This window comes from Paenibacillus sp. FSL H7-0714 (assembly GCF_038003765.1).
Lineage (GTDB): Bacteria > Bacillota > Bacilli > Paenibacillales > Paenibacillaceae > Paenibacillus_AQ.
The window spans coordinates 2,433,827-2,460,182 of record NZ_JBBOPT010000001.1 but is presented as its reverse complement, the minus strand read 5'-3'; the positions used below and the strand labels follow the sequence as shown (position 1 = coordinate 2,460,182).

The following is a 26,356-nucleotide window of genomic DNA, read 5'->3' as shown; positions in this document are numbered from 1 at the left end:
TTAACCTCCCAGTTTAGAAACACCATAGCTTGGTAAGTCATCATCATCATTATTATTATGAGCCTTAATTTTTGCTTCTTCCGGAATTTTCAAATGTTCTATTTTATCTAGACTTACTTTATCCTTCTTAGCTGTTAACTTCGATTTATTTGATTTCATCGTTGTAATCTCTCCAACGTAAACCAACGACTCGATATTTTCAGGTTCATCTAATGTGCTCATGTCGAATGACTGCATGGCAAGTCCCTCTGTCGCAACTCTCATCTCTTCTAGAGTATTTTTATACTTATTTCGCTTATCACTAAGCTGATTTTGTTCGATTTTTTTAATATTTTTAAGTCCTTGAATTACATGTTCATCATTAAACTCACGATGATAGCGCCCTTCCGATAGACATATTACTTTTAATTGTTCGAATGGAAGAGGCAGATTTGGTTCCACATCGTAATGATTTTCCATATCATTTACTTTATTCGGATCAATGAAAACTTCTATAAAACTTTTATTATATGGATCTTCAACATAGAGTTTTCTTGTATCAGAAAAGTCAAATCTAACTAAGACTTTCGTATTTTCATCGCCATTTTGAATTAATCGATATCTCAATTCCATCAATTCATTACTGGTATACCATGTCTCTTTAATCGTTATTCCTCTGTTTTGTATTATTCTTTTTTCTCTACCGCCACACAATATTAATGTTATTTCTTTTTTACTAAATGGTAAATCTTTTGTAAGACTAGGGTCATTTTCAAATGCATTTTTCCATTTTTGATGAGGAGTCCCCCCCATACGAGTATGACTCAGATTATGTGATATAATATCCACAAAAATTATATGTGCAATGTAATAAATGGCTTGTAATGTAATGCAAGCTTTTCCTTCTGAGTCGTATTGTTTTTTTTGGTAAATGTTTGAGAAAGTTGTTCCTCTTAACGTATGCATAATATCGTTAAAGGTCTTTAGTCCTCTTTCCACTGTTCCCTTCTTATGTCCTGCTGCAACCTCTGGATAAAGTGGTTGGATGCCGAGAAAATTAAAGACTTCTTCCAAATCATATGAGTTATTCTGTGAAGCATTGTCAATTACAAGCTCTTTAGGAATTCCATAAGCAATCCATTCATTCTTGACATCTGGGTATAATTTTTTCACATAACTTTTTGGCATAATACAATGCAATAGGCATTGCTTGATAGCAAAGCTGTCTGGATGATCAAAAGTAATATAAAATCCTAGTGGTTCCCCACTAAAAACATCAATTGCATAAACAAGCCATGGTCTTTTTCTCTGCAGGTTTTTTGGGTCAACCAACTTCAAATCAATAGGTGTCCAATCCAATTCTACTCGTTCCAATGGTCTAGTTGGCTTCTCTGACATACTTTTTGAACCATCACGCTTTAAACGTGCTGCAACAGGTCCTTCTCTTGCAGCTTGCTGACGGTAATAATCACGTTTATCTTTTACAATTCTCCAAATGGTTTGAAATGATCGAATGATCTCTTTTTGATTTTCATCCCTTAGTTCATTGACATTATTTAAACTTCCCTTATACAAACGATAAATTTCTCTGTAATATGTCTCTTCACCACCATAAATCTCTTCATCCATAATTTTTTCTAAGGTACCCATAACCTCCTCTTCAGTTCTTCTTTTCTTGGGGCCTGTCTTCATATCCAAAAGATAACGAGCATCTTGATACTTTTCCCATGTTTTCTTCCAATTGTAGAAAGTTGCTTTTTTGACCTTGATTCCTTTTTGCTCTTCCAATTCTTTAAGATATTTATCAAGATTTATGGTATGATATGTCCCATTGATTACAGGTTGAAGCACTTCTAACTTCATTTTGATTTTTTTGTCTTCTTTAGAAGTAAGTTGTCCTAAATCAAGTTTAATTTTATCTACTTTATCTGTTGGATCCTTAAATATAAGCCGCTCTTCATACCAGGCTTGTTCTAACTCTTTTATTGTTACGAATTGAGTTTGCTTATACTTCTTCACCTCAACCAATAGTTCTTCATGTCCAGAACGTTTAATTAAATATTCTAAACCATCCATTAAGAACTTTGTTCCAACATTAAACTGATTTCGAGCCATCCTACACCTCCTATTAAGGATTAAGCCAAATTATTCCTTCGTCATTTAATGTCTGTGAAAACAAATCAAAACCGACTTCCCCGTTATAAATCATCTTATAGAGATTAATCATAAAAACGGATGGCTCTATTACATTACATAACTCTCTCAATTCTCCAATAGTTAGAAAATCAGACTGTAACAATACAACTTTTATATACTCCACAACTGATGGATTATTTTCATATTTTGTTTTTTCTAATAGTATTCTCAAATTTTTCTGCAAAAAGCCTGGTCTTATTTGATCCTCTGTTAGAACTAAAAATGTCCAATTTTTCAGCTTACAATATTCCTTCGCAACTACAAATTTAGCTTTATTGGTATTTTTATTCACAAACTCTTTCAATTTAACTTCAACCAAATAATATTTTAATTCCGAACTGATAATCAAATAATCAGGATAATATGTCCTTTTCTTTCCTTTATAATGATATTCTATTCCTCTAGGTTGATAATAAATTTTCAAAACGGAAGGATCAAAATTACATAACCTAACATAATCCCGCTCAAGAAGACTTTCCGCATAAATTATTTGTAAATTTTTTGTAGACCCAATTTTACTTCTATAGTTCATGCCTTTTGTGGGCCTTATTCTACGGACTGGTGTTATCACTTTTACCCTCCTTAACTTTAATAACTCTATAAATCTATTTTAGCCTTTACTCATTTTCTTCATACAGTACTGAAAGATTATTATTCATATAATTTTGTTAATAACTAATTTAGGTATTGTATATTATATATAATTCATAAATTCAGATGTTAAACATTGCTTTACATTGAATTTATCTTGAGATTTATCCATATAGTTAGCATTTCAATTAGTAAAATTATAAATTCTCTAATGATTATTTTTTCAAACTTCCTTTTTCTTTTAAAATCTCAAAAAAACTATTACATTCTTGAATCTGAGTGCAGTAGCACTTCATTAATTCTTGTAATCAATGTGGAAAAATCTATTTGCAAAAAAATTTTTCATTTTAAATTTTTATTTGAATCGTAAACTTTGAAATACATTTAAATTCAATAAATGAATCTGGTATTAAAAGATCTTCCTAAACATCGTTTATTTGTTTTTTATCAATTTTCTTTTTAAGTCATAAAGTTATTCTTCATAGTCATATAGAGTAGCGTAAAAAGCGTTGCTTAATAGTTTTGATATATACTTTAAAGTTAAGACTGTTTTTAATTCACAAATCCCACTACAAAATGAGCTATCTCAACTAGGAGATAGCTCATTTTGTGCATGCCTTTTAATTTGTTTAATTGATTGGGTTGCTCTTCTTGAGGGAAGGGGATTTTTATTCTTAAGACCACGGAATTTGTTTTTCCAGCGTCGGTCATTATACTTCAAGCATAGCAGTATAGAATACATTTATCAAAATGTACAAGGCAAATCTAACCCGTTAAGATTTGCTTAGCGTTCCATACATTCATTATATATTTATTTCAACAAGACTTTTATATCTTTTTTTCGATATAGATACATTCTGCCACCATCCACTTTTAAACCTGATACTGGTAGAATACCTTGCTTCGATAATTGAGTATAAGAAGTTTTAAGTTTTTTCTGTATTTCTTTCAAGGTTATATATGTTCTTTTGAATTTCTTAAAACTTTTTAGGGTAACTATAGCCCCAAGCCCATCTTCTTTATTGTTATCAAGTAATCCTTTTTTCATCCAAAACTTTACATGCCATTCTTGACATCTTAATAATTTGCCAACTTCTTTTATAAGCAACAGGCCTTGTTCCTTTCTTTTTAAAGATAGTGCTCTTTCATTATCTTTTATTATTCCTACCATTCTTTCAAACTCTTCGATTTGATTTTTCTGTTGTTCTTCTTCTTCCCGTACCCTTTTTTCTTTTATAGGTTTCACATATAAATGATACTCCTCTATTAGAGGTTTTAAATTACCATTTTCTCTTTGAAACTTAATGAAAGACTTGTCTAATAAAAATAAATCCGAATACTTTGTGAGATACAGATCATTAAGGAAATTTTTATAGCCTTGTGGCCATGAACTCAAAATTTGAATTACATTAAGTTGGACTTCTGCATATTCTGAAAACGAAATATATCCTCGCTTATACTTATCCTCAACGCTCAATCCAGTAGTTATTTCTCTTCTTAAAAACCGAAGTATTGTGTTTAAAGTTAATAGATCACAATCTAAAAAATCACTTTTGTTGTTAAATGTTAAATTTTCTTTGAATAAATCACATTTAGAATAGATATATTCTGAAAAGTTAACTGCTTCATTTGCAGCAAATACTGCTTCACTTTTTTTGTATCGATGTCCGCAGATACATATAAATATATTTCCCTTTCTCCAAGATAATTTTTCAGAACATACACTACAACTATCCATTAACTCAACATTATGATACGGACATACAGTCACATTACTTAGGAGCCATATTTTTCTAAAATATTCACTCTCCGATAAACAACAAGGACAAATCTTTGCCCGCACAACCTCAATATCATCTTGCAAAATATGATTTCCGTTAAATATAATATCCCGGTTTTTATATTTAAATATCATCATATTAACAATATCTACAGCTTTAATATTTGTTATATTCGTCAAAAAATTCAAATCTCTATCATTGAAATAATTCCAATCTATAAAATAACTTTTAATTTGCGGTTTCTCACTAAATAAATCTAATTTTCGATAAAGAAATTTTGGATCTACAAAATTCATTGAGGAAAATCTTAACAAATAACCACTAAAACTCTCATCATAATATGGAAGGGGCCGTAAAGGTAGCGGTTGCAGGGGTAACTTATTCATTTTTCCCTCCAAATACCTAGATTTTAATAAGGAAACAGAGTAAGTTATTTTCTATCTAATTAACTTCGTAAATTGTAGTATTTTCAAGCAACTAATACAACTTTATATTCATTCAGTTTTCAACTCATACTTTTGAATCGCCGATTGACGATTATAGTAATAAATAAACAACTATTTTTATTTTAAACACAAGAAACAAAACCTCAATTACTTAATGTTTCTACTTGTTCACGCCAAATCACTTTTACAAAATATAAAGCGAAGATTCTGATGTACGTAATAGCCAAAACAGCTATTACACGCGAAGCCTCAACACAGGATAGGTTAACTAGATTTGATAATCCCTCAGCAGACTCTTTTTCAACTCGTAGAATTATCCTTCATGTTTAATCTAACTCCATATGACGAAATGCACATATGTTACATAATATCGCTAGAGTAAAGGGCTGGTATAACTCAACCCCTCCTCATCAAACCGTATGTGAGGTTGATGTTGCGGCCTGGGTTGTTTCTCGCCCGGTCTCTGACCGGTACTTTTGTCGATGCGCTTTTACACACAGATTTCGCCATGCGCAAGCATCCTAGCTACAAGAGTGGATTAGCCCCCTCTCTTGGTTGGACTTGCAACAACTAGATAATGCGTACCTCTTGGCACACCCAAAATTAAAAAAGGACCCCTAGGGGTCCCCAAAAAAAAGTATGCTGCTGATCAAACTCCGTAACCCCGGATATAACTTTACGCCTTCAGCTGTAGACCATGATTGGGAGCCAAACTCTCTATTTGTTCGCAGCTGGCCCTTAACTTACCATTGTACTTTGTCAACTTCAGCTGTTATTGGTATTTAATCATCTCTTAACCGCTTCCGAAAAACGTTGCTTTAAAAATTCACTATTTCTGAGTCGCTTCTCTCTTTGCTCCTTTATTACCGTTTTAGCACTTTTCTGCGAGGCTGCAAAAAGCAAGGCACTTTTCGGCTGTGGACCAATAGCTTCCCTTATTACTCCATCTATAGAAACGTATACTTTAGAATCCATATTCGTTACTCCTTCAAATTTGATCTGGCTATAGCTGTTTTGTTCTGTTTTTCATACTAAATTTATTTTAGTTTTTATTTAATGCCCTTCGTATTCTTTCTATTTTCTCATGATTGAAAAGGTATCTTTTACGCCCATCCTTTAATTCAATTGTCTCATCAGGTTCTATGTCTTCATGTATTAAAAGCGACTTCAATTTTCTTTCTCCAACGTGTAGAATCTTCATAATTTCAGTAAAATAATATCCCTTAACTTTCCGTCTTTCATCTTTCAATTTTTCAGAACACTTTTCTAATTCATACTCAGAGTACAACACATCAACAAACGTTCCGTCAAGACGTCTTGTTTTTGGATAAATTAATCCTTCTTTTGTAAATCGAATTAAATCTGCAATTTTTAGGCCAAGTACGGAATACTTAATTAATGCGTCATGAAAAGAAATTCCTTGGAAATTTGGATCGTAGGAGCCAGTGCATTCTATAAGTAAGAGCTCAGCTTCATTTTTTAGTATCATCGTATGGATAGCATAAGGAGTCAGGATTTCCTTAAGATACTTCTCGTTGATCAAATGTGTAACTGAATCACGTGTAATTCCAAGTAATAAAGCAGTTTCAAATTTATTTATGTATATAGCCCTATCTTCAATTAATTTATTTAGTGATTTCTGATTAACAAAAAACCTTTGCTGCCTCCCATTTATTATTGACTTTATATCAAGTCTTCCGTGATTTTGAAGCTTAGTCATTATTGGATAACACATTCCACTCTCTTTCTTCACCTCCTCTCTCCGGATAGTTTTACGTTGTCTTAGTAAGTCTTCATTATATTTGAATACAGAAAAATCTTTGCGAATAATCCCCTCATCTAATTTTAAAATCCAGAATTGCTCATATGCATCTTTAATCACTGAGAACTCGTTCTTAATTAACCCTTCCTCATATTTGTTTTTTTGTTCATATATTGTTTTTTTATCTTTTTTCAAAAATTCATTAAGTACCCTATAATAATTAGTGGGAAAATCCTCATACATCCATACATAATTACCCCAAGAAATCAAACTCTTTTGATTATCAAAATTACCATTTCTTTTATTTGAGAAAGAGCTGATTAATAGAGGAATTTCATCAATAAAACTTTGCATTCCCTCTAATATGTGAAATGAAATTTCGGCTAAACTGAAGAACTGTGCGACTTCATTTAAACCAATCTCTTTGAAAACGGGAGCACCTTCAATCAAACTCTTATCAATTAGTATTTGTGAGTGGATATACTCATCTGATAATTCAAAATCATTTTCACTAACTTTGGTTGATAATAATTGAAAACCACAATTCCTACAAATGCCCATTTGCATCAATTCATTTAACGTTAATCCCCTACTACATTCAGGACAACAATCCCTAAGTATCGATAGATGCTGTAAGCAAGCGCAGATTGGATGAAAGCCCCATATAAATTTATGAATCCTATTCTCTTTTACACATTGAGCACAATATTTAATTTTATTTTTCAGTATGTACTTTCCGTAAATCTTTTTAGTAATATTTATTTTTACAAAGCTTCTTGAAAATAATAGGTCTGAGCTTTCATCTGTTAATTGCTCTAAGATAACCGTGTCTTTAATTTGAAATAAATTATTCTGAAGATCTCTGTTAGATGACTTTAACAGGTTAAAAATTCCCAAGCTGTTATTATAATGATTTAATAATGCTAGTCTCTCAATGTAACCGAGTAGACTTTCCTCTTCTTTGATGCGAGGTCTAAAAAGTAACTGCACCGCTTTCCCTCCTCTTCAATTTAAATTATTTCCAATAAAAAAATATCTATTCTATGTAACACAAAAAACCCTACTATTTCGTAGGGTTGAGGAAAGTCATGATTAGGCAGAACAAATTGAGAGCTCGGTTTAGATAGAAAGATCTGGTACAAAAGAAATGAAACCATAAGTAATTTTATTTTCTATATCCCCAGTCACTATATGCGCTTTCCGAAAAGAAGTGCAATGGGGCAGTTAGTTGATCTATTTTATTATGTATACTAAATCGGGATACGGCATCAGCTATTGCCTTCTGCTTAAAAGAAATATGTATACACTTTGCTGTTTGATCCTTTATTCTTTCGTACAAAGCCCGTGGCCACTTATCTTCAAGCAATGAGGGATTCAAAATAAAATCATACCCAGGATACGCAACTATAATGGGGAGATTAAATACATCTACTGCCCTCTCAATCTCAAAATTCAGCATACCCCTGTCCCAGTTTGTGTCTTTAGAAATAATCAAAAGCATATTTTTAGAACTTCGCATTCTCTCAAGGAGCCTTGCTTGTAATGTCCGAGTTAAACTAGTATCCCTTACTTGATAAGTCTTTTTATGACTATCACTGAATTTCAATTCAAAGTCCATTGAAGTATTCCATCTTTGTAACAATCCATAATACTTCATATCTCCTTTGGAAGGATCAGTCGTAGCGTTTCCATCGAATGCAACATAAGTACCATTTCTATAAGACATTAAAGAACCCCCTTTAATTTATAGAAATTGATTTTGTCTTTTCTTGAGCTATGGATAATGATGGTCACAGTAGAGGGATGAGTAAACTTTATCCTGCTGATTTTGAAAGACCACAGAAGCAACTCTAGTAGTTCTTGATCGGTAACATTATTATATTCCTTGAACCTTGTGATTCCAGATCCCATGAGTGGAAGAACGACAGATCGACCAGCATAAATGATGTCAACTTCATTCCAAAAGTTTAATAAGAGACTGATATAGTCGTTCATGTATAAGTATGCTCTATTATTGTTATCAAACCTTGAAAATGCTGTTAATAAGTACTCATCATTTTGATGAATAGTACCTAATCTATATCTCTTCTTTTTGCCTTTAACTCTAGTAGCATTTTCACTTTCATTTTTTTCTCGTAAGTATTCACTTTGTTCAATAAGCCTATCAAGTTCCTCAATATCAGGTACAATCGTGTTTAAATACAATCCATTAAGTGTGTTTTGTGAAATAATTTCATTATCGACTGTAGTATCAAAATATTCATTAAATGCAATAACTTTCAGTCCCGGCTCATTAAAAATATTACCTATCTTAACAATAACTTTTGAATTATCAACACTTAATTCAATAGAGGTCAATGTATTAGCCCTTATCCACATACCTAAATAAATTATGAACAGAATTATAATAAGAGCCAATCCAACATAAATTTTTGCTTTATTAGAAACGTCTATAATTATTGAGAAGAACGAAAAAAAGACACCGGCTGTTGACAAGATATACAAGAAATCTTTAAATAACGATGTATCAAAAAACTTAACTTTTCTTTTCACTTTGTACCCTCACTTTGAACAAATATGAAAATAGTTGTTTTACATGAAATATTCTTCAGGATATAGGTCAATAAAAAATTCGATTTTTTCCTTAAGCATAGACACAACTTTAAAAATCTCATCATCCCCCTCTACAACAAGTATTCCCTTTGAATTCCCCTTAATATCATTTAAAACATTTAATATAAAATTACCAAATTTATCCACGTCCTTATCGTCAGTTCCGTGCCTATGATTTCTAATAATTTCTATATTTGATTCTATATCTTCTATTATTTCCACAAGATAATCCGATGTGTTAGATAACCAACTGTTATACGTTGAGGATATATAAGCTTCATTTAATTTAACAGTTGAAACTAAATTGGTAACTTGAGTGCTATGCTTAAACAGCATAGGCAACACGTGCAGATGTGCAGATAATTTGACTACAGCAGTTTTGGGAGATTCCTCTAATGTAATTCCACGAGTATCAGTTGAGGGTGCAAGCATTGACATGAACTTTTCTAGCTCTTCATAAATGACAAACCTTTCATGCCCTATTAAATGTCCCCCAGGCAGAGGTTGTCCATTAAAAGAAACTAATATATCTACACTTTGTACATAATCTTTAAAGATTGATTCTTCAAAAGTAAGTCTAGAAATTTCATTGAATGTTCTCTTAAACCTTAAGAATATTTCTCTAGATATAAAATCCACTTGCTCTGAATCTACTAACAATTGGACTTTCTTATCAATATTTTTTTGGCTTATAACTCCGTCGAGCTTAGTCAAATCATAAAAAAAGAACTCTTTCAGCCGATCAGAATAATTTCTCAGGTATAAATTGCAATCGTACAAAAGTGAATTTGTCTTATATAAAGGCAGGTTATATAGGTGCGACCATACAGCAGTGAGTAACAGTACTTTATGCTTTTCCTCACGGGTAAAAAATTCACATTCATACTTTGTAAATTCAATTTTAAAACGGGTTTCCAATTCATTAATTTCCTGATACGCAGTAATTAAATTAATTAAAGACAAGCGTCCTTCATTCGTTATTTCTTTTCTCTTTATTTTGACAATAAGTAGATCATTCATTTGATTAAGGAAAGCAAGATAACTAGTACAAAATTTATTCCAGTTTGATTTAAACTTCTTTTCGTTGTTTGAGGATACAGAATATAATCGTAAATCCCCATTACTTTTATCAACTATTACATTATTTAATTTTATCCCATACTGATCGAGCGCACATTTTGGAGTCGGAAATGTATAACCTGTTAATTTCTTTCTAACATTCCTAATCGATTCTAAAGATAAACGTTCATTTAATCGTTTTTGTGATTGTTTGCTATAAATATAATCAATTCCTTTAATAATATAATTAACTGAAGAAATTATATTTTCTTTGATCTGTAAAACCTCTTGATAGACATCATCCCATGAAATCGGGGCATTTATATATTCTTCGATATTTAATAACCATCGGTTAAGCTGTGTTATCCACACCAGTGGTAAGTTTTCAATAGGAATATTTTTCTTAGTAGGAGGCAATTCAATATTGTCAATTATATTAAAACCAATCATTTCGACATTGTACCTTTGTTTCTGCGGATATAACTTTCGAATTGCATCAACAACTCTTGATATCCTTATGTTAAAATCTATATCTTCACTTTCTAGAATATTATAAATGGCGTGAACTGTTACTTCATTCGTTACCTCGCAATAAACTATACCCAGTTGCGCAAATAGAATTTTTTCTGCTAATGTTCGTAACCTATTATAGTTAAATGACCAATTTTGATAATTTAACCCCACCAAAAGATTTAAATAATCCTCTATGTTAGTTGAATTCATATATGGAAGAACGCTTTCAAGTGTCTGCTCAGGAACCTTGTGTTCCCTGATTGAAAACCAATATAGGCAGAAACCCATTGCAGTTAAATCTTCTGCTCTCATAATTGTATTAAGAGGTATAGATGAAAAAGATTCAATAATAAACAGATCTAAAAACTCATAGGACAGCTTTTTGGGGGCCAAATTAGCTTTTAAGTCCAAAAGCCTTTGGTATATTGATGGATTTCCACTTTTCCAAAAATCAAATAATATGGAAAAGTCATAATCTTCAAGATATCCTGTAACGTCAGTAATTCCAAATATTATAAAATTATCAATGAGCTCATTCCCTTTATCAATTACATTTTTATTTTTCCAATAATATGTATGCACCTCTCCCCACAACACAGCCTTTAATACACCTGCATAGACACTCCAAGAGTTATAATTTATTTTTGCAAGGGATCTAATTAATTCTAATGACATCCCATTACTTTCAAGAAACTCAACTACTAACATTAATGGAGTGTCTCTTATAATTTGGAGAGATATTTTTAATGTATCCAGGTCAGACAGTATACTGTGTTCTTTTAAAATATCAAATAATATGCTGGCTCTTAAAGCATGTAAACTCTCCAAGTATTGTTTATCTTTTGATTCTCGCAAAAAATATTCTTTCTCAAATACTGATAACATCTTACGACGCTGCGGGCAGGGGAGCTTTTCAAATATGGATGAAATGCTAACTTTTAAATTATATTTCCCTACATATGAGACAACTTCAAGAATTTGCAACCAATCATCTGCATAAGCCTCTTGTTGAATAATCCTATCAATTTGTGCCCTCAATTTCTCTCTTAAAGTCCCTTGTTGATTTAACATATATGCAAATTCCATAAAAGGTCCATCTTCACCAAAAGAATCCCAGGCTGCTTCAAATGACAAAAAATTAGCAGAAGGATATCTTGTATATATTTCTTGGGCTTCCTCTTTACATAAATGTAGCTCAATTTCGACAAAACGGTGTTTCGAGTAATCTATGATAACTCTTCGGAAATCCTCTTCCCTTATAGTAATGATTAATTTTAATAATGTTCCATGCGCTGATAGTTGTTCGCAAAGCCATAACCAAGACGTATCGTAGGGGTTAACATCTAAATGCACAGCAAGCATTGTTTGCCTATCCCTAGCCATACCTTGAAGTGCAGCCGAAATCTCAATAGCCTGATCTTCAGATAGAACTTTTTCAATGCAAATAATATCGCGCTCTAAATAATTTTCCAATAAATATCGATAAGTTATTGTTGATTTTCCTTGTCCAGACACTCCTCGAACGACAACAATATTAGATGTTTGAAATGCGATATCAATACTATCGCTCCATCTCTTCCGGGGAAAATCAAGATTGGCCCGTATATGTTGTGGCAACGCATTAATACCGGCATTATATTCGGCTTGCAATAATTCATGATCATATAAATCTTTATATTCATATATTGGGAATATAGTCTGACCAAGCTGTTTTGCCATTCCTGAAGCAGCAGAAAAATCTAATGCCATTCTATCTAATTTTTGATTCCATAGCTGCTTCGATGTATACCCTCCTGTTCTTGATAAATCGTAGATATAGTTAATAAGTACATCAAATGCTACATATGGTGCTGCCATAGTACGCACAGAGCCTTCAAGATTTTGATGAATCTTAACCAATAGCTCCTTTTCGTCTATTTGCTCCACTTTCAAGTGGCGATGTATCCATTGAATATCATCTTCATTGTACCCGTACGATAATAACTTTACTGTTATTGCTAGCTGTGAAGAGTATTCACTATCACAGAATTTTTTAATTTCCTCTCCGATGCCTCCAAATGAAACAATATTCAAAATGATGTCCTTTCTTGAAATACACCTTAATTGCAAACATCTTTGGAAGAATGAATCTTTTTCCTTAGGAGATAAATGTGACAATGCTAAATCTGCAGTCAAGTTTTTCACTTGCACAAGTTCAAGGATTTTATTATTCTTCTTTATCATTAAATCTTCAGCTTGTTCCGGGAAAAAGTCATACTCATTTTCTAATAACATCAGTCTATAAGCAATATATACTGTTTGAGATGTAAACCCCTTCCAAGCAGCACGTGTGCCTAACTCAGATTTCATATTATCCAAAAAATCGACCTCATTTCCACCTTCATCATGTAATATTATACCATATACTATAATTTATTAAGAAAGCTTAAAAAAAAAAGCAACTACTGTCTCTATAACTGTTCAACTGTGAAGAGTATGGATGTTGTTTTAGGAAAATAAAGTTTTAGACTGGAGTCATTGATCTAGCAACGTTTTTGATTTGGAGAATCGCCAGCATTTTCTAAATAAGTTTTAGACTGGTCCATTAAATGAAGCAGCGACAGAACAAGACTTGATAAATAAAGTCTGATATGCTCCCCATACGGTAGACAGGCGAAATAAAAAAAGCCTGCTACTGTGAGGGGAGCTTATTTATGTCTAGAGCGAAATATAACGCTTTAGAGAAACTCACCATCCTCGAAGAGGTATCGAATGGGGAGATTGGTTTTTTAGCAGCTGCGATGAAATATGGGATTAACAAGACGACTTTAATGAAATGGCAACGTCGATATAAGACACATGGATATGAAGGGCTAGAGCGCCGTACACATCTTCAAAGGTACAGTGCTGAACTGAAGCTCCAGGCGGTGAAAGACTATCTTGAGGAGGGCTTGTCTCAGTATCAGATCATCGATAAATACAAGATTGCTAGTACGAGGCAGCTCTTCAATTGGATTAACAAGTATAATGGTCATAGCAGCTTAACAGCCTATAAAGGGGAAGGAAAAGCTATGACAAAAGGGCGAACTACGACTTGGCAAGAACGGATCGATATCGTTCAGTATTGTCTGAGCAATCAACATGATTACCAAAAGACAGCTGGACAGTTTCAGGTCTCCTATCAGCAAGTATTGTCATATAGTGCGTGAAACTTACGTTTCTTGTTTTCCTTGGCAGCATGACATAGCTTTCTCTGGAGTTGTTGAACTTTTCCCTTTGGTGTCGTTATCCTTTTGGCATTCACTCACTCGTACCTCCTTTAAAAGCGTAAACAAAGCAGGGCTCCTTCCCTCCCTAAAATTATGTTGTCTTTAGGTTCTTAGGTACTATGTGCCCCTCGGACTCCCTTCCCACAGGCGGTACACTTCGTCTTTTGAACTTATAGAGCACCTTTTTACGGACTTCTAAAAAAAAATCTGTGTGGGGGAGGGTCTCCCCAGTTCACTGCATTATCTTTCAACCCATGCCGTTCCCTTTACGCCGGAAGGTTCTTCACTGTTGACCCAAGTTCTGTACAGCTTCCTTGGCCTTCGTCTACTGTTGCGAGACTCGGTACCTTCTTTTCCCCTTCGCAGGGCCTTTTTGACGACGCGGCAGGATTCACTTCATGTTGCGGCCTAGGTTGTTGCTCGCCCTATCTCTGATAAGTACTTTTGTCGATGCGCTTTCACACACAGATTTCGCCATGCGCAAGCATCCTAGCTACAAAGGTGGCTTGGTCCCTCCTTTGGTTGGACTTTCACCAACTAGATAATGCGTGGCTCTGGGCACGCCAACAAAAAAAAAGAAGTTTCGATTTCTCAAAACTTCGCATATCCAGAAAAAATTAATTTATTTATTCTTCTCTTTTAATTTCGCTTCTTCTCCTAATTGAACGACCTGGCTAAAAACATATTGAATTGGACGAGACATGGTATCTATGATTCCTTCTGCTATATTGATTTGACCAACATATGCTTCCAATTCAGTGAGACCATTATCCATTAATCCACAGAGCATGTCTTCTTCCGAATATGGAATAGGACACTGTATAATAAGCGAGGTTATTCGGAACATATTATTTAAAAATAAAAGTAGAGTATCCTTATATTCATCAATATGTTCTTGAGTCAAGACATCGAAATCATTAAAAATCCCCTCCATACCACGAAACAATCGTGCTAATTGGGCGTCAGGTCCAAGTGTAATCTGAGCTAATGTCATTAAATCCTCAATAAAATCTACTTCCTTCATCCCTCGCTCGATTTGAGCTGAAGGGGGAAACGTTTCAGAGAAGATAAGAAGGAATTTCTTAAGTATACCTCCAAGTGATGGCTCGCCTACAAATAAAATTTTATGGGGCCCCTCGTATATATTTGATAGAACTACCCATCGTATAATTCTACCAAGAATAATATGTTTAGCTAAAATTTGTTTTGTTGATGGTAAATAATACACCTCGACCGCATTATAGTCGGGATGGTGTTTAAAGTATGTGCTTGCCACATCTAAGCTTGAATTACCGAGGAAGGCAAACTCTTGCCAATTTCCTACTCCGTGGCGACTAAAGTCCAATACTTTATGGGATACATGCTTCGTAAAATCACTGTCAAAAAGCGCCATGCATTTTAGAATTGTATGGACGGTGGAACGAATTTCGAGGAATGGATCAATCGAATCATACAATTGTACGCTATTAAGTGGTTTTATTTCACTACTCGCATTTCTAACCATATTTTTTATATCTTTAATTTCGTCTTCTTTTAGATCTCGCCCCAGATCCTTAGAAAGTTGTTCATTTAAATATTGGCGTAATGCTGGTTTATTTGGTGCTTTGGCCGTATAAAACAAATTACCCTCCTCGTAACTAAAAAAGCTTGATGGCTTTTCCTCCGGCTGAGCTCCTGACTTAATAATGATCTCACCTTCAGTTTCAATGGTCGGAACCGATTTCTGCCGTTCACCTTTTAAAGACCATACATTCATGTGGTATTTTGTATAAGATTTGAAGGCAGTATCCACCGAAAAGCTAAAAGCAGCATTGCATTCATCACATATTAAAGCACCTGTCTTATGTTTTCCCGTCCAGCTCGAATTAAAGATATGCTCTTTCTTTAGAGCGGGAAGATGGCCTCCGCAATAAAAACAGGCTTCCCATCTCAATTGAACTGGTGTAAAAACCTCAAAATTCTTCATCGAGCAACACTCCTCTTTAAAAATTGATGCCCTAAGCGTATATTGATGCGGTTTATGCAACTATACAGATAATTTTTTCGTATAATTTATACTCCTCATTTATTTAAACAGGTAATAGATATTTCTTATTTAAAAATCTATACATTACCAGAGCAAATGTAGGGGAAATATATGTCGAAAAACCAGTTATTCTCTAAGATGCTGATGAGACCCACATATTCCCATGGACGAATTTTTTCTATACGTAGTGCATCTATTCTTCGTTGTAAACTCTTTTTGACATCTTGAATATCACCGGTTTCAGCGAAAAATAGTTTCATTTCTTGAATTTTCACATTAAATTCAGCTACAAAATCACCTTGATATAATTTATCTACTTCGAGTTTACTGAAATGATACTTTACTCGTTCAAAAAAATCATTAGACCAGCCAGGTAATCTTTCTATAAAGAACTCAAATCCAATGTGTAGATCTTCGAAAATCCTACATTTTAAAAATTCAACTACTCGCTCTATTTCCAGATCATAATAGGGGTGAATCAACATTTTTGATATATCGATACTGTAGTAGTTATCTTTAATTTGATTACATTCCACACAAATTGGAACAAGATTATTTGCCGTTACAGCAAACGTAGGAAAATGAGATTTAGGTAGATAATGATCCAATTCAATTGCATCTCTCGAAGGAAAATTACAATATGGACATTTAATTTTACCTTTAATTTGTTCATAATACTTGTAAGACGGAGAATTTTTCTTAGAAAGTCTATTGTCATAAATACTAACCATATGGCTATTATAATTATTATTTTGATTAATAAAAAAAGCCTCTTGTTGCAAAAACACAGCTACTTGTAGGAAATCATCATCATATTCCTGCGATTTCTCTAAAACTCTATCTTTATATGCAAAACCTCGAAAACAGTTACAAATTTCTTCTTGTATAACAGTAGGCTTATCAATTTTCCTCATCAGACTCTCTCTTCTTTAAAAGACTTTGAATTAGTAGTTGCCCCAAAAAGCCTACTTCATTATCGAATTTCCGATAAGTGGAATCGAAATTTCTACCTAACTTCTCTTCAATCAGTTGATAAAACCCTGTTTTAACAACCTCAAGCCCAAACACCTCTCTAGTCAAGGTATCTACGCTTGTTGCGAATGTTTGTGTTTCTATCCTATTGAAACTCATTTTCCTTCCAGTTCTGTTGATTTTATTCACACAACTCCGTGGTACTTCTTGTAAAATAATTGGTGAATGTGTTGCAATGATTGCAACTGCATTTCTCTTGATTAATAAATGCGACAAAGCTCTTATGTATGTAGAAAGTAGCGGTGGGTGCAAATGTGTTTCTGGTTCGTCTATTAATACAATAGTTTTTTCAAAAATTGACTCAGCAAGTAATGTTAAGGATAGAATAATTATCATATGACCTGAACTTAATCGTTTAAAAGATTTCTCAATTCCCGATAAAGGATCAATATCATTTTGATTGCGTTGGCGTGGGAGGGATTTACGGGATGAAAAATATTGATTAAGGATTTCTATAAATCCGTTCTCCTTAAACATGGGATCAGCATTTAAAAACGAACATGTTTCCATATATAAATCTATTTTACTTCTATTTCCTTTTATTTTTTTAAGAGTTTCTATAAATTCGACTGATAGTTCATCGATAGATTTAGTTTTAATTTTTCCGTTTTTCTGATTTTTATCAACTAAACCTATATATCTATATTTTTTCTTGAAATCATCGATTTGTTTTTGCGTTAATCCAGATTCTTCTGATTTTTCTTTATTTATTTCAATAGAAAGAGCATCATCGAAAACACTAAACGAAAGACCAATAATCCCAGCAAAACTATCCTTACGGCAATTAATGAGGAAGTCCTCACTTATAGAATACTTTTCTGATTTATCGACATCAAAATTTACACCACTGTTTTTCAGCAATGAAAACACCATATTGTGCAGTAGCCAAGTCTTTCCAACTCCATTTCTCCCAATTAATACATGAATATTACTCGGTAGTGCAGCGTCAGGAAATACATCTATTTCAATATGTTCATTCATATATTCAAATGAAAAATTATAAGGAGTTAATTCTGATCCTCCAGTCGCTATACGGTGAAATTGCTCTACATTAGAAACATGCAAATTTCTCATTAGTGAATTAAGTAAACAAGCTTCACCATAATCATAAAGTTCTTTGAATCCGCTAAAATTAAAGGATAAATCTTTCATAGAAGTTAAGTAATTAATCTTTTCTTCAGGGAAATAGTGATTAATATTTTTGTAGTAGCTTACATCCTGTCCTAACGAAAAAAAATCCTTTGGTAAATTATAAAATTCATTATCCAATGGTATTAGTTCTTGTACTGAATAGGATGCGTAATTATTTGACGAACTTCCCATCGATACTTTACTTTGCAATGATTTACAACCAATTTTAACAATACCTAATTGCTCATATTTATAGTGTGCTGTAAAAGTCGTACAAAATCCATAATCGTCCCAATACGAATACTCCAAATAAATCGTATCTTCATCCATTTCCGCAGGCAAACTACTTACTCTTATAAATTTCATATAATCCCACCCAAACCTTATAAAATAAAAAATTCATTTTATAGCTTCATTATAACAGGTAGCCACAGAGTAATCTTTTAGGATTTATGTAATTTTCATGGTCTTTATAATTTTGGGTTAAGTATGTACACATAAAATAAAAGATGAGCAAGCGCAATATATTCGCGATGCTCATCTTTTTAGGAATTGAGGTATTTGCTTATTCTGTTGTAAAGCAGATCACCGCTAATTTTGTTTATTAATTGTCACAATAAGATTTAAATCAAGTCTTTTAAATTATATTGTATAAATTTAGTTTTTTAAATACTAGATTCATTATTATCCCAAATATCTTTTGAAAAGTATTGTTCAGCACAACTTTTGACAAGTAATCTTCGAGTATTTTCATGTATATTTAACAACTGATTTAAAACAAAATCCGCTGAACATTGTCTTCGGCAACATAAAGAATTATTTTTTATAATAATCAATTTAAATCTGATTAGACCAGAATATTCTACATTTTTTTCGTTTATATTTAGTAACTGCGAATGTGGTAGAAGACATTATTAATCACATCCAATTTAGCCATTTCCAAAAACCTTCAGCCACATTCAATTGAGGACTGTAAGGAGGCAGGAAAACCAGTTTCTGTAAATCTTTCATCTCCATGAGCAGCGATATTAGCAGCTTTGCAGGGTGTATTCGCTCCATGGTGGATTCGCGAATTGTCTAAAACCATTGCGATTTTGCCTATCGGTAGTCCTGCATGACTTTTTTAAAAAAGTTTAGAAAAGTTTCTGCAGTATACTGCTCAGTTTCCTGCCTACGATCTTGCCTATTTCATAATCAACGGTTGCCAGCAATTTGACGCCACGATGTTTGCCACAAAGTTCTAATTCAACGGAAGCTTTAGCAACTGGTAGTTCATATCATTTGGAAATCCTTCTTCAATCGCTTTCTCATGTACCTCGTGAAGAGCGATTGGATAAAAGTCGGGGAATCGTTCTCTACTTTCTGCAACAAAAATTCTCCATACAAACTCACCATTCAAATATTTAACCCCATTCTCATCATAAGTAGGCAGACAGGCACTTTTGCTCTCGTTACCCGTTACTGTATATTCAAACAGATCACTTGTCATAAGTCGCGGAAATAATCATAATGCCATGTGAAATAAGAACTCGTCTTTGGATTCCAAGCGGTACAGATACGTCCCTCTAGCAGCTGTAATTTCTTATCGACGATCGCGCTACCCGATTTTTTCAACAATCGGATTTCCCCTTCTACAACGCTCAAAAATCCTTTCTCGTACAAATCATCACATCCGAATTTGCACATTAATCTGGCAATATTCTCATGATCGCGCTTTTCTTCATCCTTACAGGCAGTTCGCTTTTTTAGATGGGCTGCCCAAAGGAATTCATTCGGGAATGTCTCCCCACAAATGACGCAAGGGGCATGCGTTCGACCCGCAAGCAACGACTGACGGAGTTTGACCTGATCCTTGCGATACGTATGGGTGGATTGACCATCGAGTTCTTCATCCCAACCAAGCAGTTCAATATCTCTGGCTACATGCTTGGATGTCTTACTGCCTGAGAACTGCAGGACATCGTTCTTTATCATGTGACCCAGTATGTCAAAATTAAACTCCTTCTGGTCATTACATTGAAACTCAATTGGAGGTGTAGAGAGAGATGTCGTTTTCCCATCAATAGTTCTGCCGGTAATGTTAAGGATAAAGTGGTTGTATTTTGGGGATTGAATGGAATAGGTAATGCCATTTTCTTTAGCCGCTCGTGTACCAGTTGGACCTAACCCTAGCCATAAGTTCCCGCTAAGCTTGTAATCAGGCATGGAAAAACACTGCCGCGACTGAAGCCCATGTGTTTTCGCTTCAAAGTGGAAACTGCCACCGAAAGCAGCTACGACATCCACGCGATCACCGATCTCCACCTTGAGGGAAAATGTAGTTCCTTGAAGAAGGTCTTTCGGTTTGTTTAAGGCGGGTACTAGCGGAGCTGATGTTTGCTTAGACTCATTGCTGTGATAAACCCATTTCAGCCATTTCAATCGAGTTCCATTTAAAGTTCCAATATAGTTTTCGCCGATGTGCCTCATTAAGATGTCAGGCATTTTGGGACATTTCTTTGTCCAACCCGCGCCAGTATTGATTTTATCAACCTGGTATTCTCGTTCACCGTTGGGGTCTTCTGTATACGTCACGCTGAGCTGAATCGACCCCTTTAACCCGCGGATCGTAAACCAGCGAATTCTTCCTTTTACATCATATTGTTCAGGTATTATCACTCCGGATCGAATCTCCTCTCGCCTGTATCCCTGTCGATATATACAAAATTGCATTGTTGATACGTTTTAATTTCAGCACTATTGTTCCTACCCGTAAGTACCTTAGTGCTTTTCACACCACGAGCTTTAAGGCTTTTTTCTAGTCAAGAAATTATTAAAACGGCTACTCATATTCTTCGAGCGGCTTCTTCATACAATTCAGAAATTTCACCATAAGGTTCATCATAACAAAAAGAATAAAAACTTTGATTAGTTTCAAGGCGTTCAATCATTTTAGCGGGAGGTCTCTCTTCACCTCCATTAAACTCTTGGTTAATCTGGAGAGTTCTTCTACATACTTAATGATATACTTAATGATGCAAGACTCACGTTCACTGTGAGTTTTCATTTTAAATGAGAAGATAAAGATTCGTATGTTAGGCCACCTCTAATATTTCATTTCAAGCGAGAAAAAACGCGTTTGTGGTTTATACAGCGTTCATGCATAATATACAATCAACGTCCAAGTAACTTATTGAACTAAAACTTAGTGTTCCATATTATCTTGCACCATAAAAAAATCTAACTGTCGTAAAAAAATCTCCTAATTCCCTTCTGTGCTTGGGTTATTACTGGTGTTCGACACGTAATAAATATTGTTTATTAATTTTTCCGTCCTAAATTTATTGTTTAGGTTCATTGATTTATCTCGAGTAATGATAATTACCTTTTGCCGTGATAATGGATTAATTGCCTCATTGGCTCTACTTTGGTCAGATATGGTTGCTTTAAATAAATGACGGCCTGAAATAAAGAAAACTGGACAAACGCTTATGTAATCTGTTTTAACATATATAATAATAATGATTACGATAATAAGGAAGGTCACTGTGAAATTAATAACTGAAGCATGATCAATTGAAATTAGCGGCAGTAACAACGTCATAAGAAAAAATGAATAATCGTTAACACTTATTCGTTCATATTTTCTAATTGAGATGTCTTTGCCGATCTCTTTATCCTTTAGCTGTCTATCATAATCACTAAAAAGCCAGTTGGATACTAAACGATAAATTAATAAAGAGAAAGAAATAATCCCTAGAATGACAATCAAGTCAAACAATGTCTTATCTACTTGCCTTCCAAGCCATAGACCCCATTTTGTTTTTTTGAAATAATCATTACTATCAACGAATCTATACACCATTATAAGAAGAAGCGGGAAATAAGCTGTACTCCACAAAATTACTTGTTCTCTTTTTCTCCATAACCCCATATGTACTTCCCCTCCCAAAGACACTCACATAGCTTTTTTAGAATGTGGCTATTCATAGGCACTAGCAACCTTGAAATCTTCGGTTAGGAAAGACCTTACGATTTTATCTGCAAAAAAGTGTAAAAGCGTCTTAGGGGAAGCCCCTTCTGAGAAAACAATTTTATAATTTTCAAGATCAATATACTCAAAAAGATCCCATAATGTACCGTACTTCAACATATACTTCTCTTTCTCTACTTGCTCTGTTGGAACATTATCCTTGATATAGGCTAGTTCAGTACATCTATCTTGAAAATTCGCTTGTATAGCATTCAGTGTTTCAGGTTTTATTTGAGCAAGACTTCTTGAATAGAAAAATCTTTTGCACGACTCTTCAAAAATTGACTTATTAGACCCTTCATGATCAAAGAATGGCATTGAGATGATTTGCGTTAAGTTTTGGTTACGCAAGACGTTGATATGATCCCTGTAGTCAAAAGCATACTCAAAGTTTTTAACATTTATTATAAAAATATAGTCATCAACTATAAAGAAGTCGATGTTCCCGCCTACATCAATAATTGAATCATCTATAAACACAAATTGATTAGAATTCTTAAATACCATCTTTTTTCTTGAACTATTTTTCTTTGTACCACGGTAGTAGCAAAAGTATGCACTCTTCTCTTCAAAAGTTAATTTAACGATTTGAAAATTAGCAGTTTTTTCAGGAAACTCAGGATCAGAGTTACTAAGAGCGTCTATTAATTTTCCTTTTTTATCTATAAGGGGTTGGTTAAGAGGAAACTTTGCGATCTTATCATTAGGTGCTATCTCATGATTATAATCGCCAACAAGAAAGATCTCTGTATTTGTTTCATCTACGTGCTTAAATTCTCTCAATGTTTTAACTATATTTCCCCGGACCCATTTTTTTACCTCTGGCGCTAGAGGAATCTCTAACGATTGATATAAATAATCCGATTCACTCTGCTTTCTAACCAGATGAAACGATAGGTCTATATCAACTATCTGATCATCGCTCACAGAGCTCAATTTAAAAATCAGATTGTTTACATTATTAATATTCATTAAAATCCCCTCCACTTAACTCTTTCGACAAAAGGAAAGGTTTCCCTCCCTTTCCTGCCCAAATATGTTAAATGGAATAGATGTATGAGTGGAATATTTTGGGTATATTAAAGAAAAACGCACATCAACTTGGTCTTCTTAACAAACACCCATCAGATTTTTTGCGAACCAAGGTTGCAGGTTAATAATCACCTTGAAAAGAATAGGAGGCTAGCGGCGTGCCTGTATGGCTATTATGCTCCGCTTCGGAGCAAAGGATATCGATGAGTGTAATTTCGTTACCTTCCTTGTCTTTCCCTATCGGGTCGTGCAGTGATACATCTTTTCGTGTCTTCTTTAAAGATCTTAGGTACATCAGGATTTCGTTTTCAATACAACGGGTAGCAAAGTGGCCAGTCTAGTCCTTTGTTCAACGTTAGATCTCAATGGCGAGGTTGTGGACACGATACGATGTAAAAAAAGTGAACCAATTTTGATCGATTCCGATTCGAATTGATTTCATTTTTTGTTTTCTCCCTGTTCCGTATTGTCGATCAATGATTTGTATCCATTCAGGCAATTCATCAGAATAATATTTCATTCCACTTTTATCTGCTCCAAGAATAATTTCACCGTCAGTTTTACTGTTATCAATAACGACTAATTGATTCTATAATGTCCCTAATTTTGGTGAAATCTACATCCACTAAACATATGGCAAGGTTAGACCTGCTTAAACCATTCAAATCTCGGGTCGGATAACTTAGCGACATCCGTTCTTGAACGTATGGGAGATAATATTAATTGGTTAAATGATTGCCGTAATACGCGATTTTCAATTGTTTCACATCAAGCTTATCTTTCCACAATTCCTGTAAGAAAGGTGAACTCAAATTGACGGCACTGATATTCGAGCTCATATGGAACTCCTTTTATAGATCATCATGTTATAGATATCCGGATTTAGTGCCTGGATATCACCCAACATACGAATAACTTGTTGCTTATTTAAATAATTTGTATAATCGGAGTTCCCTTGGAAGTTTTTAAAGTTTCAATAACATTTTGATTTACGGATACGAACTGTATTGAATTCTCAATATGAGCAAAGTATTCATCCATCAAAAACGCAGTTTGGCCTAATACTTTGGAGGAGTGTGTTCTCATATCCGCTTCCATGGACGTGGAAGATTTAACATATGCAAAGTAACCTAATGTGCTTAAAGGGACGATCAGCAGAATGGAATATGACACAATCATCTTCGTAGATATGGAGCGGAATCGGTTATTCCAGCGCTCTTTATCCCATAAATTCATCTAGGCATCCGTCCTCTCGAAATAATAGTTATTGATATGTGAGCAATGTTGCTATTTCTGTCCAAAGAAACTTTCTTTTGCTACACGATTTTTTAGCAGTGTAAGTTGAGCCTTATTTATATCGTTGAATCCCTCAACAAATACTCCTAAAAATCGGCACGCTTCGATTATTATAGCATGCAATTATCCAACTATTCCCTGACAACACTCATATAATAATTGCTATAACCCCGAGTCCATGTCTCCAAGAGACAAAGTTTAGAAGGTTGTAGCTTTAACTCAATCTCATGCAGCTAGCTAAATGAAATACCACCAGTGAAGGAATTCGCTACAATAATTGCCTAGCGAAATCTGTAAGTCCTCCCTCGGTTAGTGTGAACATCTTACGGAAGTCGCGTTCAACTAAAATAAAAAGGCTTCGACCGACTATGACGGTCGAAGCCCAAAATACGAAAACATTATTCAATTAATATTGTAGCTAGTGTCCTTAAGGGAGGGGTATAGCGAAATTTAATATATCTACAGAGTATAACAAGTGAGAAATCCGAAATTTTGCTTTCAACTTTATGTTCTTTATCACCTTTTGCGCATACAAGGATTTCTTAATTTATTGGCTTAATATCACCAGTTTGCAATTCGCACAGTTCGTTCAACCTAACCACTGTATCCTTTAATGTAGTTCTCTTCCCTTTCAAGTCTAATTGAATCAATACAAAAAGACCGGATTAAGTCAAGATGAGGTTAACACTTAGTTTTAATGTGTGATTATCATCTTTTTAAAATTTATTACGATAGTTCTTTAGTAGACAATGATCTGCATATGATTAGCCTGACCATTTACTTTAAATACAGAGAATAAATGTCAAGGATGTTATTCAAACCACACAGTAATTCCTTAACTTCTGCATTTTTCTCTGAATCAACATCGTGATCTGAGTAAACGTTCATTATTGTTGGGGTTATAGAGCTTGGAGAGGTTATGAAATAATCCTCTGGAAGATCAAATATTTTATTGATCTTTATGATTTGTGTATTGTATTGTTTAGAATTAAGACCTTCACCTTTGATGATCTGATCAATGGTAGTTCGATCGATATATGTTAATTTGGATAAAGATAATTTAGAATAACCTTTCAACCGAAGAAATGACACTATGTTTTTAGCAATCGTTTCACGGTGATCAAAAAAATTAAAGCTCACGTTATCTCACCTCTTTAATAATACTGAGCCATTAAGAATAAAGTTTTAAACTCTAATTTATTTAGGTGTAGTATTGAGTTTTCAACTACTATCACACAGATAGCTTGCGTTAGTAATACCCCTTTAATTGTTTGATTTCATTCGGATCTTCAAATGACCTATGTATATCATGTTAGGATCAGAAGGATCTATTTTTCGTTGATTAGCCTTATCAATTAGATCTAATTCTTTAGCGAAATCGTAAGCATTAAGCTCGAATCCCAAGGACCTCTTCAATGGTCTGTAGTATTTAATAAGTATCTTTTTCGCTAAGATTTCCTCATACCCCAAAATTTTAAGTTCACTAATAACATCTTTAATATAGGGTTTTTCCATCATATGTTGACTTGTAGAGTTAATCATGAATGCTATCCCCTTCTTTTTTATATTAATCATAATTTGTAATGTCAATTCTTAATCATATATTATTATTTGTTATCAATAAACCCTTTAGCATTTT

At 33.8% G+C, this 26,356-nt stretch carries 21 protein-coding genes and 1 pseudogene; 1 reads left to right on the top strand and 21 read right to left on the bottom strand.

Annotated features, from left to right (window positions below; translation table 11 throughout):
* The 8 genes from NST34_RS10700 to NST34_RS10665 form a co-directional block, all read right to left on the bottom strand.
* Window positions 1-2,094 carry a Mu transposase C-terminal domain-containing protein gene (locus tag NST34_RS10700; RefSeq protein ID WP_341127737.1) on the bottom strand — a complete coding sequence of 698 codons (2,094 nt, stop codon included), beginning with the start codon at window positions 2,092-2,094 and terminating at the stop codon, window positions 1-3.
* Window positions 2,095-2,107: 13 nt separating this feature from the next.
* Complete coding sequence (locus tag NST34_RS10695; protein ID WP_341127736.1) at window positions 2,108-2,746, bottom strand: TnsA endonuclease N-terminal domain-containing protein; 639 nt, start codon at window positions 2,744-2,746, stop codon at window positions 2,108-2,110.
* An 831-nt stretch (window positions 2,747-3,577) separates the two neighbouring features.
* Window positions 3,578-4,933, bottom strand: coding sequence for a TniQ family protein (locus NST34_RS10690; RefSeq protein ID WP_341127735.1), 1,356 nt, complete (start codon window positions 4,931-4,933; stop codon window positions 3,578-3,580).
* 846 nt (window positions 4,934-5,779) lie between these two features.
* Complete coding sequence (locus NST34_RS10685; RefSeq protein ID WP_341127734.1) at window positions 5,780-5,968, bottom strand: hypothetical protein; 189 nt, start codon at window positions 5,966-5,968, stop codon at window positions 5,780-5,782.
* Window positions 5,969-6,035: 67 nt separating this feature from the next.
* A complete protein-coding gene (locus tag NST34_RS10680; protein ID WP_341127733.1) occupies window positions 6,036-7,745 on the bottom strand; it encodes a TniQ family protein in 1,710 nt (569 codons plus the stop codon).
* A gap of 175 nt (window positions 7,746-7,920) precedes the next feature.
* The gene (locus NST34_RS10675; protein ID WP_340890021.1) at window positions 7,921-8,481 is read right to left on the bottom strand and encodes a TIR domain-containing protein; all 561 of its coding nucleotides are present in this window, start codon (window positions 8,479-8,481) and stop codon (window positions 7,921-7,923) included.
* Window positions 8,481-9,308, bottom strand: coding sequence for a macro domain-containing protein (locus NST34_RS10670; protein WP_341127732.1), 828 nt, complete (start codon window positions 9,306-9,308; stop codon window positions 8,481-8,483). Before NST34_RS10670 ends, NST34_RS10675 begins: the two co-directional genes overlap by 1 nt.
* 39 nt (window positions 9,309-9,347) lie before the next feature.
* Complete coding sequence (locus NST34_RS10665; protein WP_341127731.1) at window positions 9,348-13,298, bottom strand: hypothetical protein; 3,951 nt, start codon at window positions 13,296-13,298, stop codon at window positions 9,348-9,350.
* 335 nt (window positions 13,299-13,633) lie between these two features.
* Here NST34_RS10665 and NST34_RS10660 point away from each other — a divergent pair, with 335 nt between their 5' ends.
* Window positions 13,634-14,128: a helix-turn-helix domain-containing protein gene (locus NST34_RS10660; protein ID WP_341127730.1), complete on the top strand. Its 495-nt coding sequence runs from the start codon at window positions 13,634-13,636 to the stop codon at window positions 14,126-14,128.
* 682 nt (window positions 14,129-14,810) lie between these two features.
* On the opposite strand, the gene NST34_RS10655 is transcribed toward NST34_RS10660, so the two are convergent.
* The 13 genes and pseudogenes from NST34_RS10655 to NST34_RS10600 form a co-directional block, all read right to left on the bottom strand.
* Window positions 14,811-16,154, bottom strand: a complete 1,344-nt coding sequence (locus NST34_RS10655) for an HNH endonuclease (RefSeq protein ID WP_341127729.1) — start codon at window positions 16,152-16,154, stop codon at window positions 14,811-14,813.
* A gap of 137 nt (window positions 16,155-16,291) precedes the next feature.
* Window positions 16,292-17,128: an HNH endonuclease gene (locus tag NST34_RS10650; RefSeq protein WP_341127728.1), complete on the bottom strand. Its 837-nt coding sequence runs from the start codon at window positions 17,126-17,128 to the stop codon at window positions 16,292-16,294.
* Window positions 17,115-18,743 (bottom strand): AAA family ATPase, encoded by a 1,629-nt coding sequence (locus tag NST34_RS10645; protein ID WP_341127727.1) that lies wholly within the window; start codon window positions 18,741-18,743, stop codon window positions 17,115-17,117. The genes NST34_RS10650 and NST34_RS10645 overlap by 14 nt, the downstream gene beginning before the upstream one ends.
* Window positions 18,744-19,295: 552 nt before the next feature.
* On the bottom strand, window positions 19,296-19,388 hold the full coding sequence (locus tag NST34_RS32100; RefSeq protein ID WP_445667689.1) for a transposase: 93 nt from the start codon (window positions 19,386-19,388) through the stop codon (window positions 19,296-19,298).
* A gap of 229 nt (window positions 19,389-19,617) precedes the next feature.
* Complete coding sequence (locus NST34_RS10640) at window positions 19,618-19,866, bottom strand: hypothetical protein (RefSeq protein WP_341127726.1); 249 nt, start codon at window positions 19,864-19,866, stop codon at window positions 19,618-19,620.
* On the bottom strand, window positions 19,863-21,035 hold the full coding sequence (locus NST34_RS10635) for a hypothetical protein (RefSeq protein WP_341127725.1): 1,173 nt from the start codon (window positions 21,033-21,035) through the stop codon (window positions 19,863-19,865). The genes NST34_RS10640 and NST34_RS10635 overlap by 4 nt, the downstream gene beginning before the upstream one ends.
* 583 nt (window positions 21,036-21,618) lie before the next feature.
* Complete coding sequence (locus tag NST34_RS10630) at window positions 21,619-22,290, bottom strand: hypothetical protein (protein WP_341127724.1); 672 nt, start codon at window positions 22,288-22,290, stop codon at window positions 21,619-21,621.
* 48 nt (window positions 22,291-22,338) lie between these two features.
* Window positions 22,339-23,361: a Kiwa anti-phage protein KwaB-like domain-containing protein gene (locus NST34_RS10625; RefSeq protein ID WP_341127723.1), complete on the bottom strand. Its 1,023-nt coding sequence runs from the start codon at window positions 23,359-23,361 to the stop codon at window positions 22,339-22,341.
* Between the two features lie 238 nt (window positions 23,362-23,599).
* A pseudogene (locus tag NST34_RS10620) lies at window positions 23,600-23,749 on the bottom strand (RNA polymerase subunit sigma-70); the annotation flags it as partial.
* Window positions 23,750-23,776: 27 nt separating this feature from the next.
* Window positions 23,777-23,941, bottom strand: a complete 165-nt coding sequence (locus NST34_RS10615; RefSeq protein ID WP_341127722.1) for a hypothetical protein — start codon at window positions 23,939-23,941, stop codon at window positions 23,777-23,779.
* Window positions 23,942-24,348: 407 nt separating this feature from the next.
* Window positions 24,349-24,657 carry a hypothetical protein gene (locus NST34_RS10610; RefSeq protein WP_341127721.1) on the bottom strand — a complete coding sequence of 103 codons (309 nt, stop codon included), beginning with the start codon at window positions 24,655-24,657 and terminating at the stop codon, window positions 24,349-24,351.
* Between the two features lie 837 nt (window positions 24,658-25,494).
* Complete coding sequence (locus tag NST34_RS10605; RefSeq protein ID WP_341127720.1) at window positions 25,495-25,857, bottom strand: hypothetical protein; 363 nt, start codon at window positions 25,855-25,857, stop codon at window positions 25,495-25,497.
* A gap of 123 nt (window positions 25,858-25,980) precedes the next feature.
* Window positions 25,981-26,235 carry a hypothetical protein gene (locus NST34_RS10600; RefSeq protein WP_341127719.1) on the bottom strand — a complete coding sequence of 85 codons (255 nt, stop codon included), beginning with the start codon at window positions 26,233-26,235 and terminating at the stop codon, window positions 25,981-25,983.
* Between the last annotated feature and the right edge of the window lie 121 nt (window positions 26,236-26,356).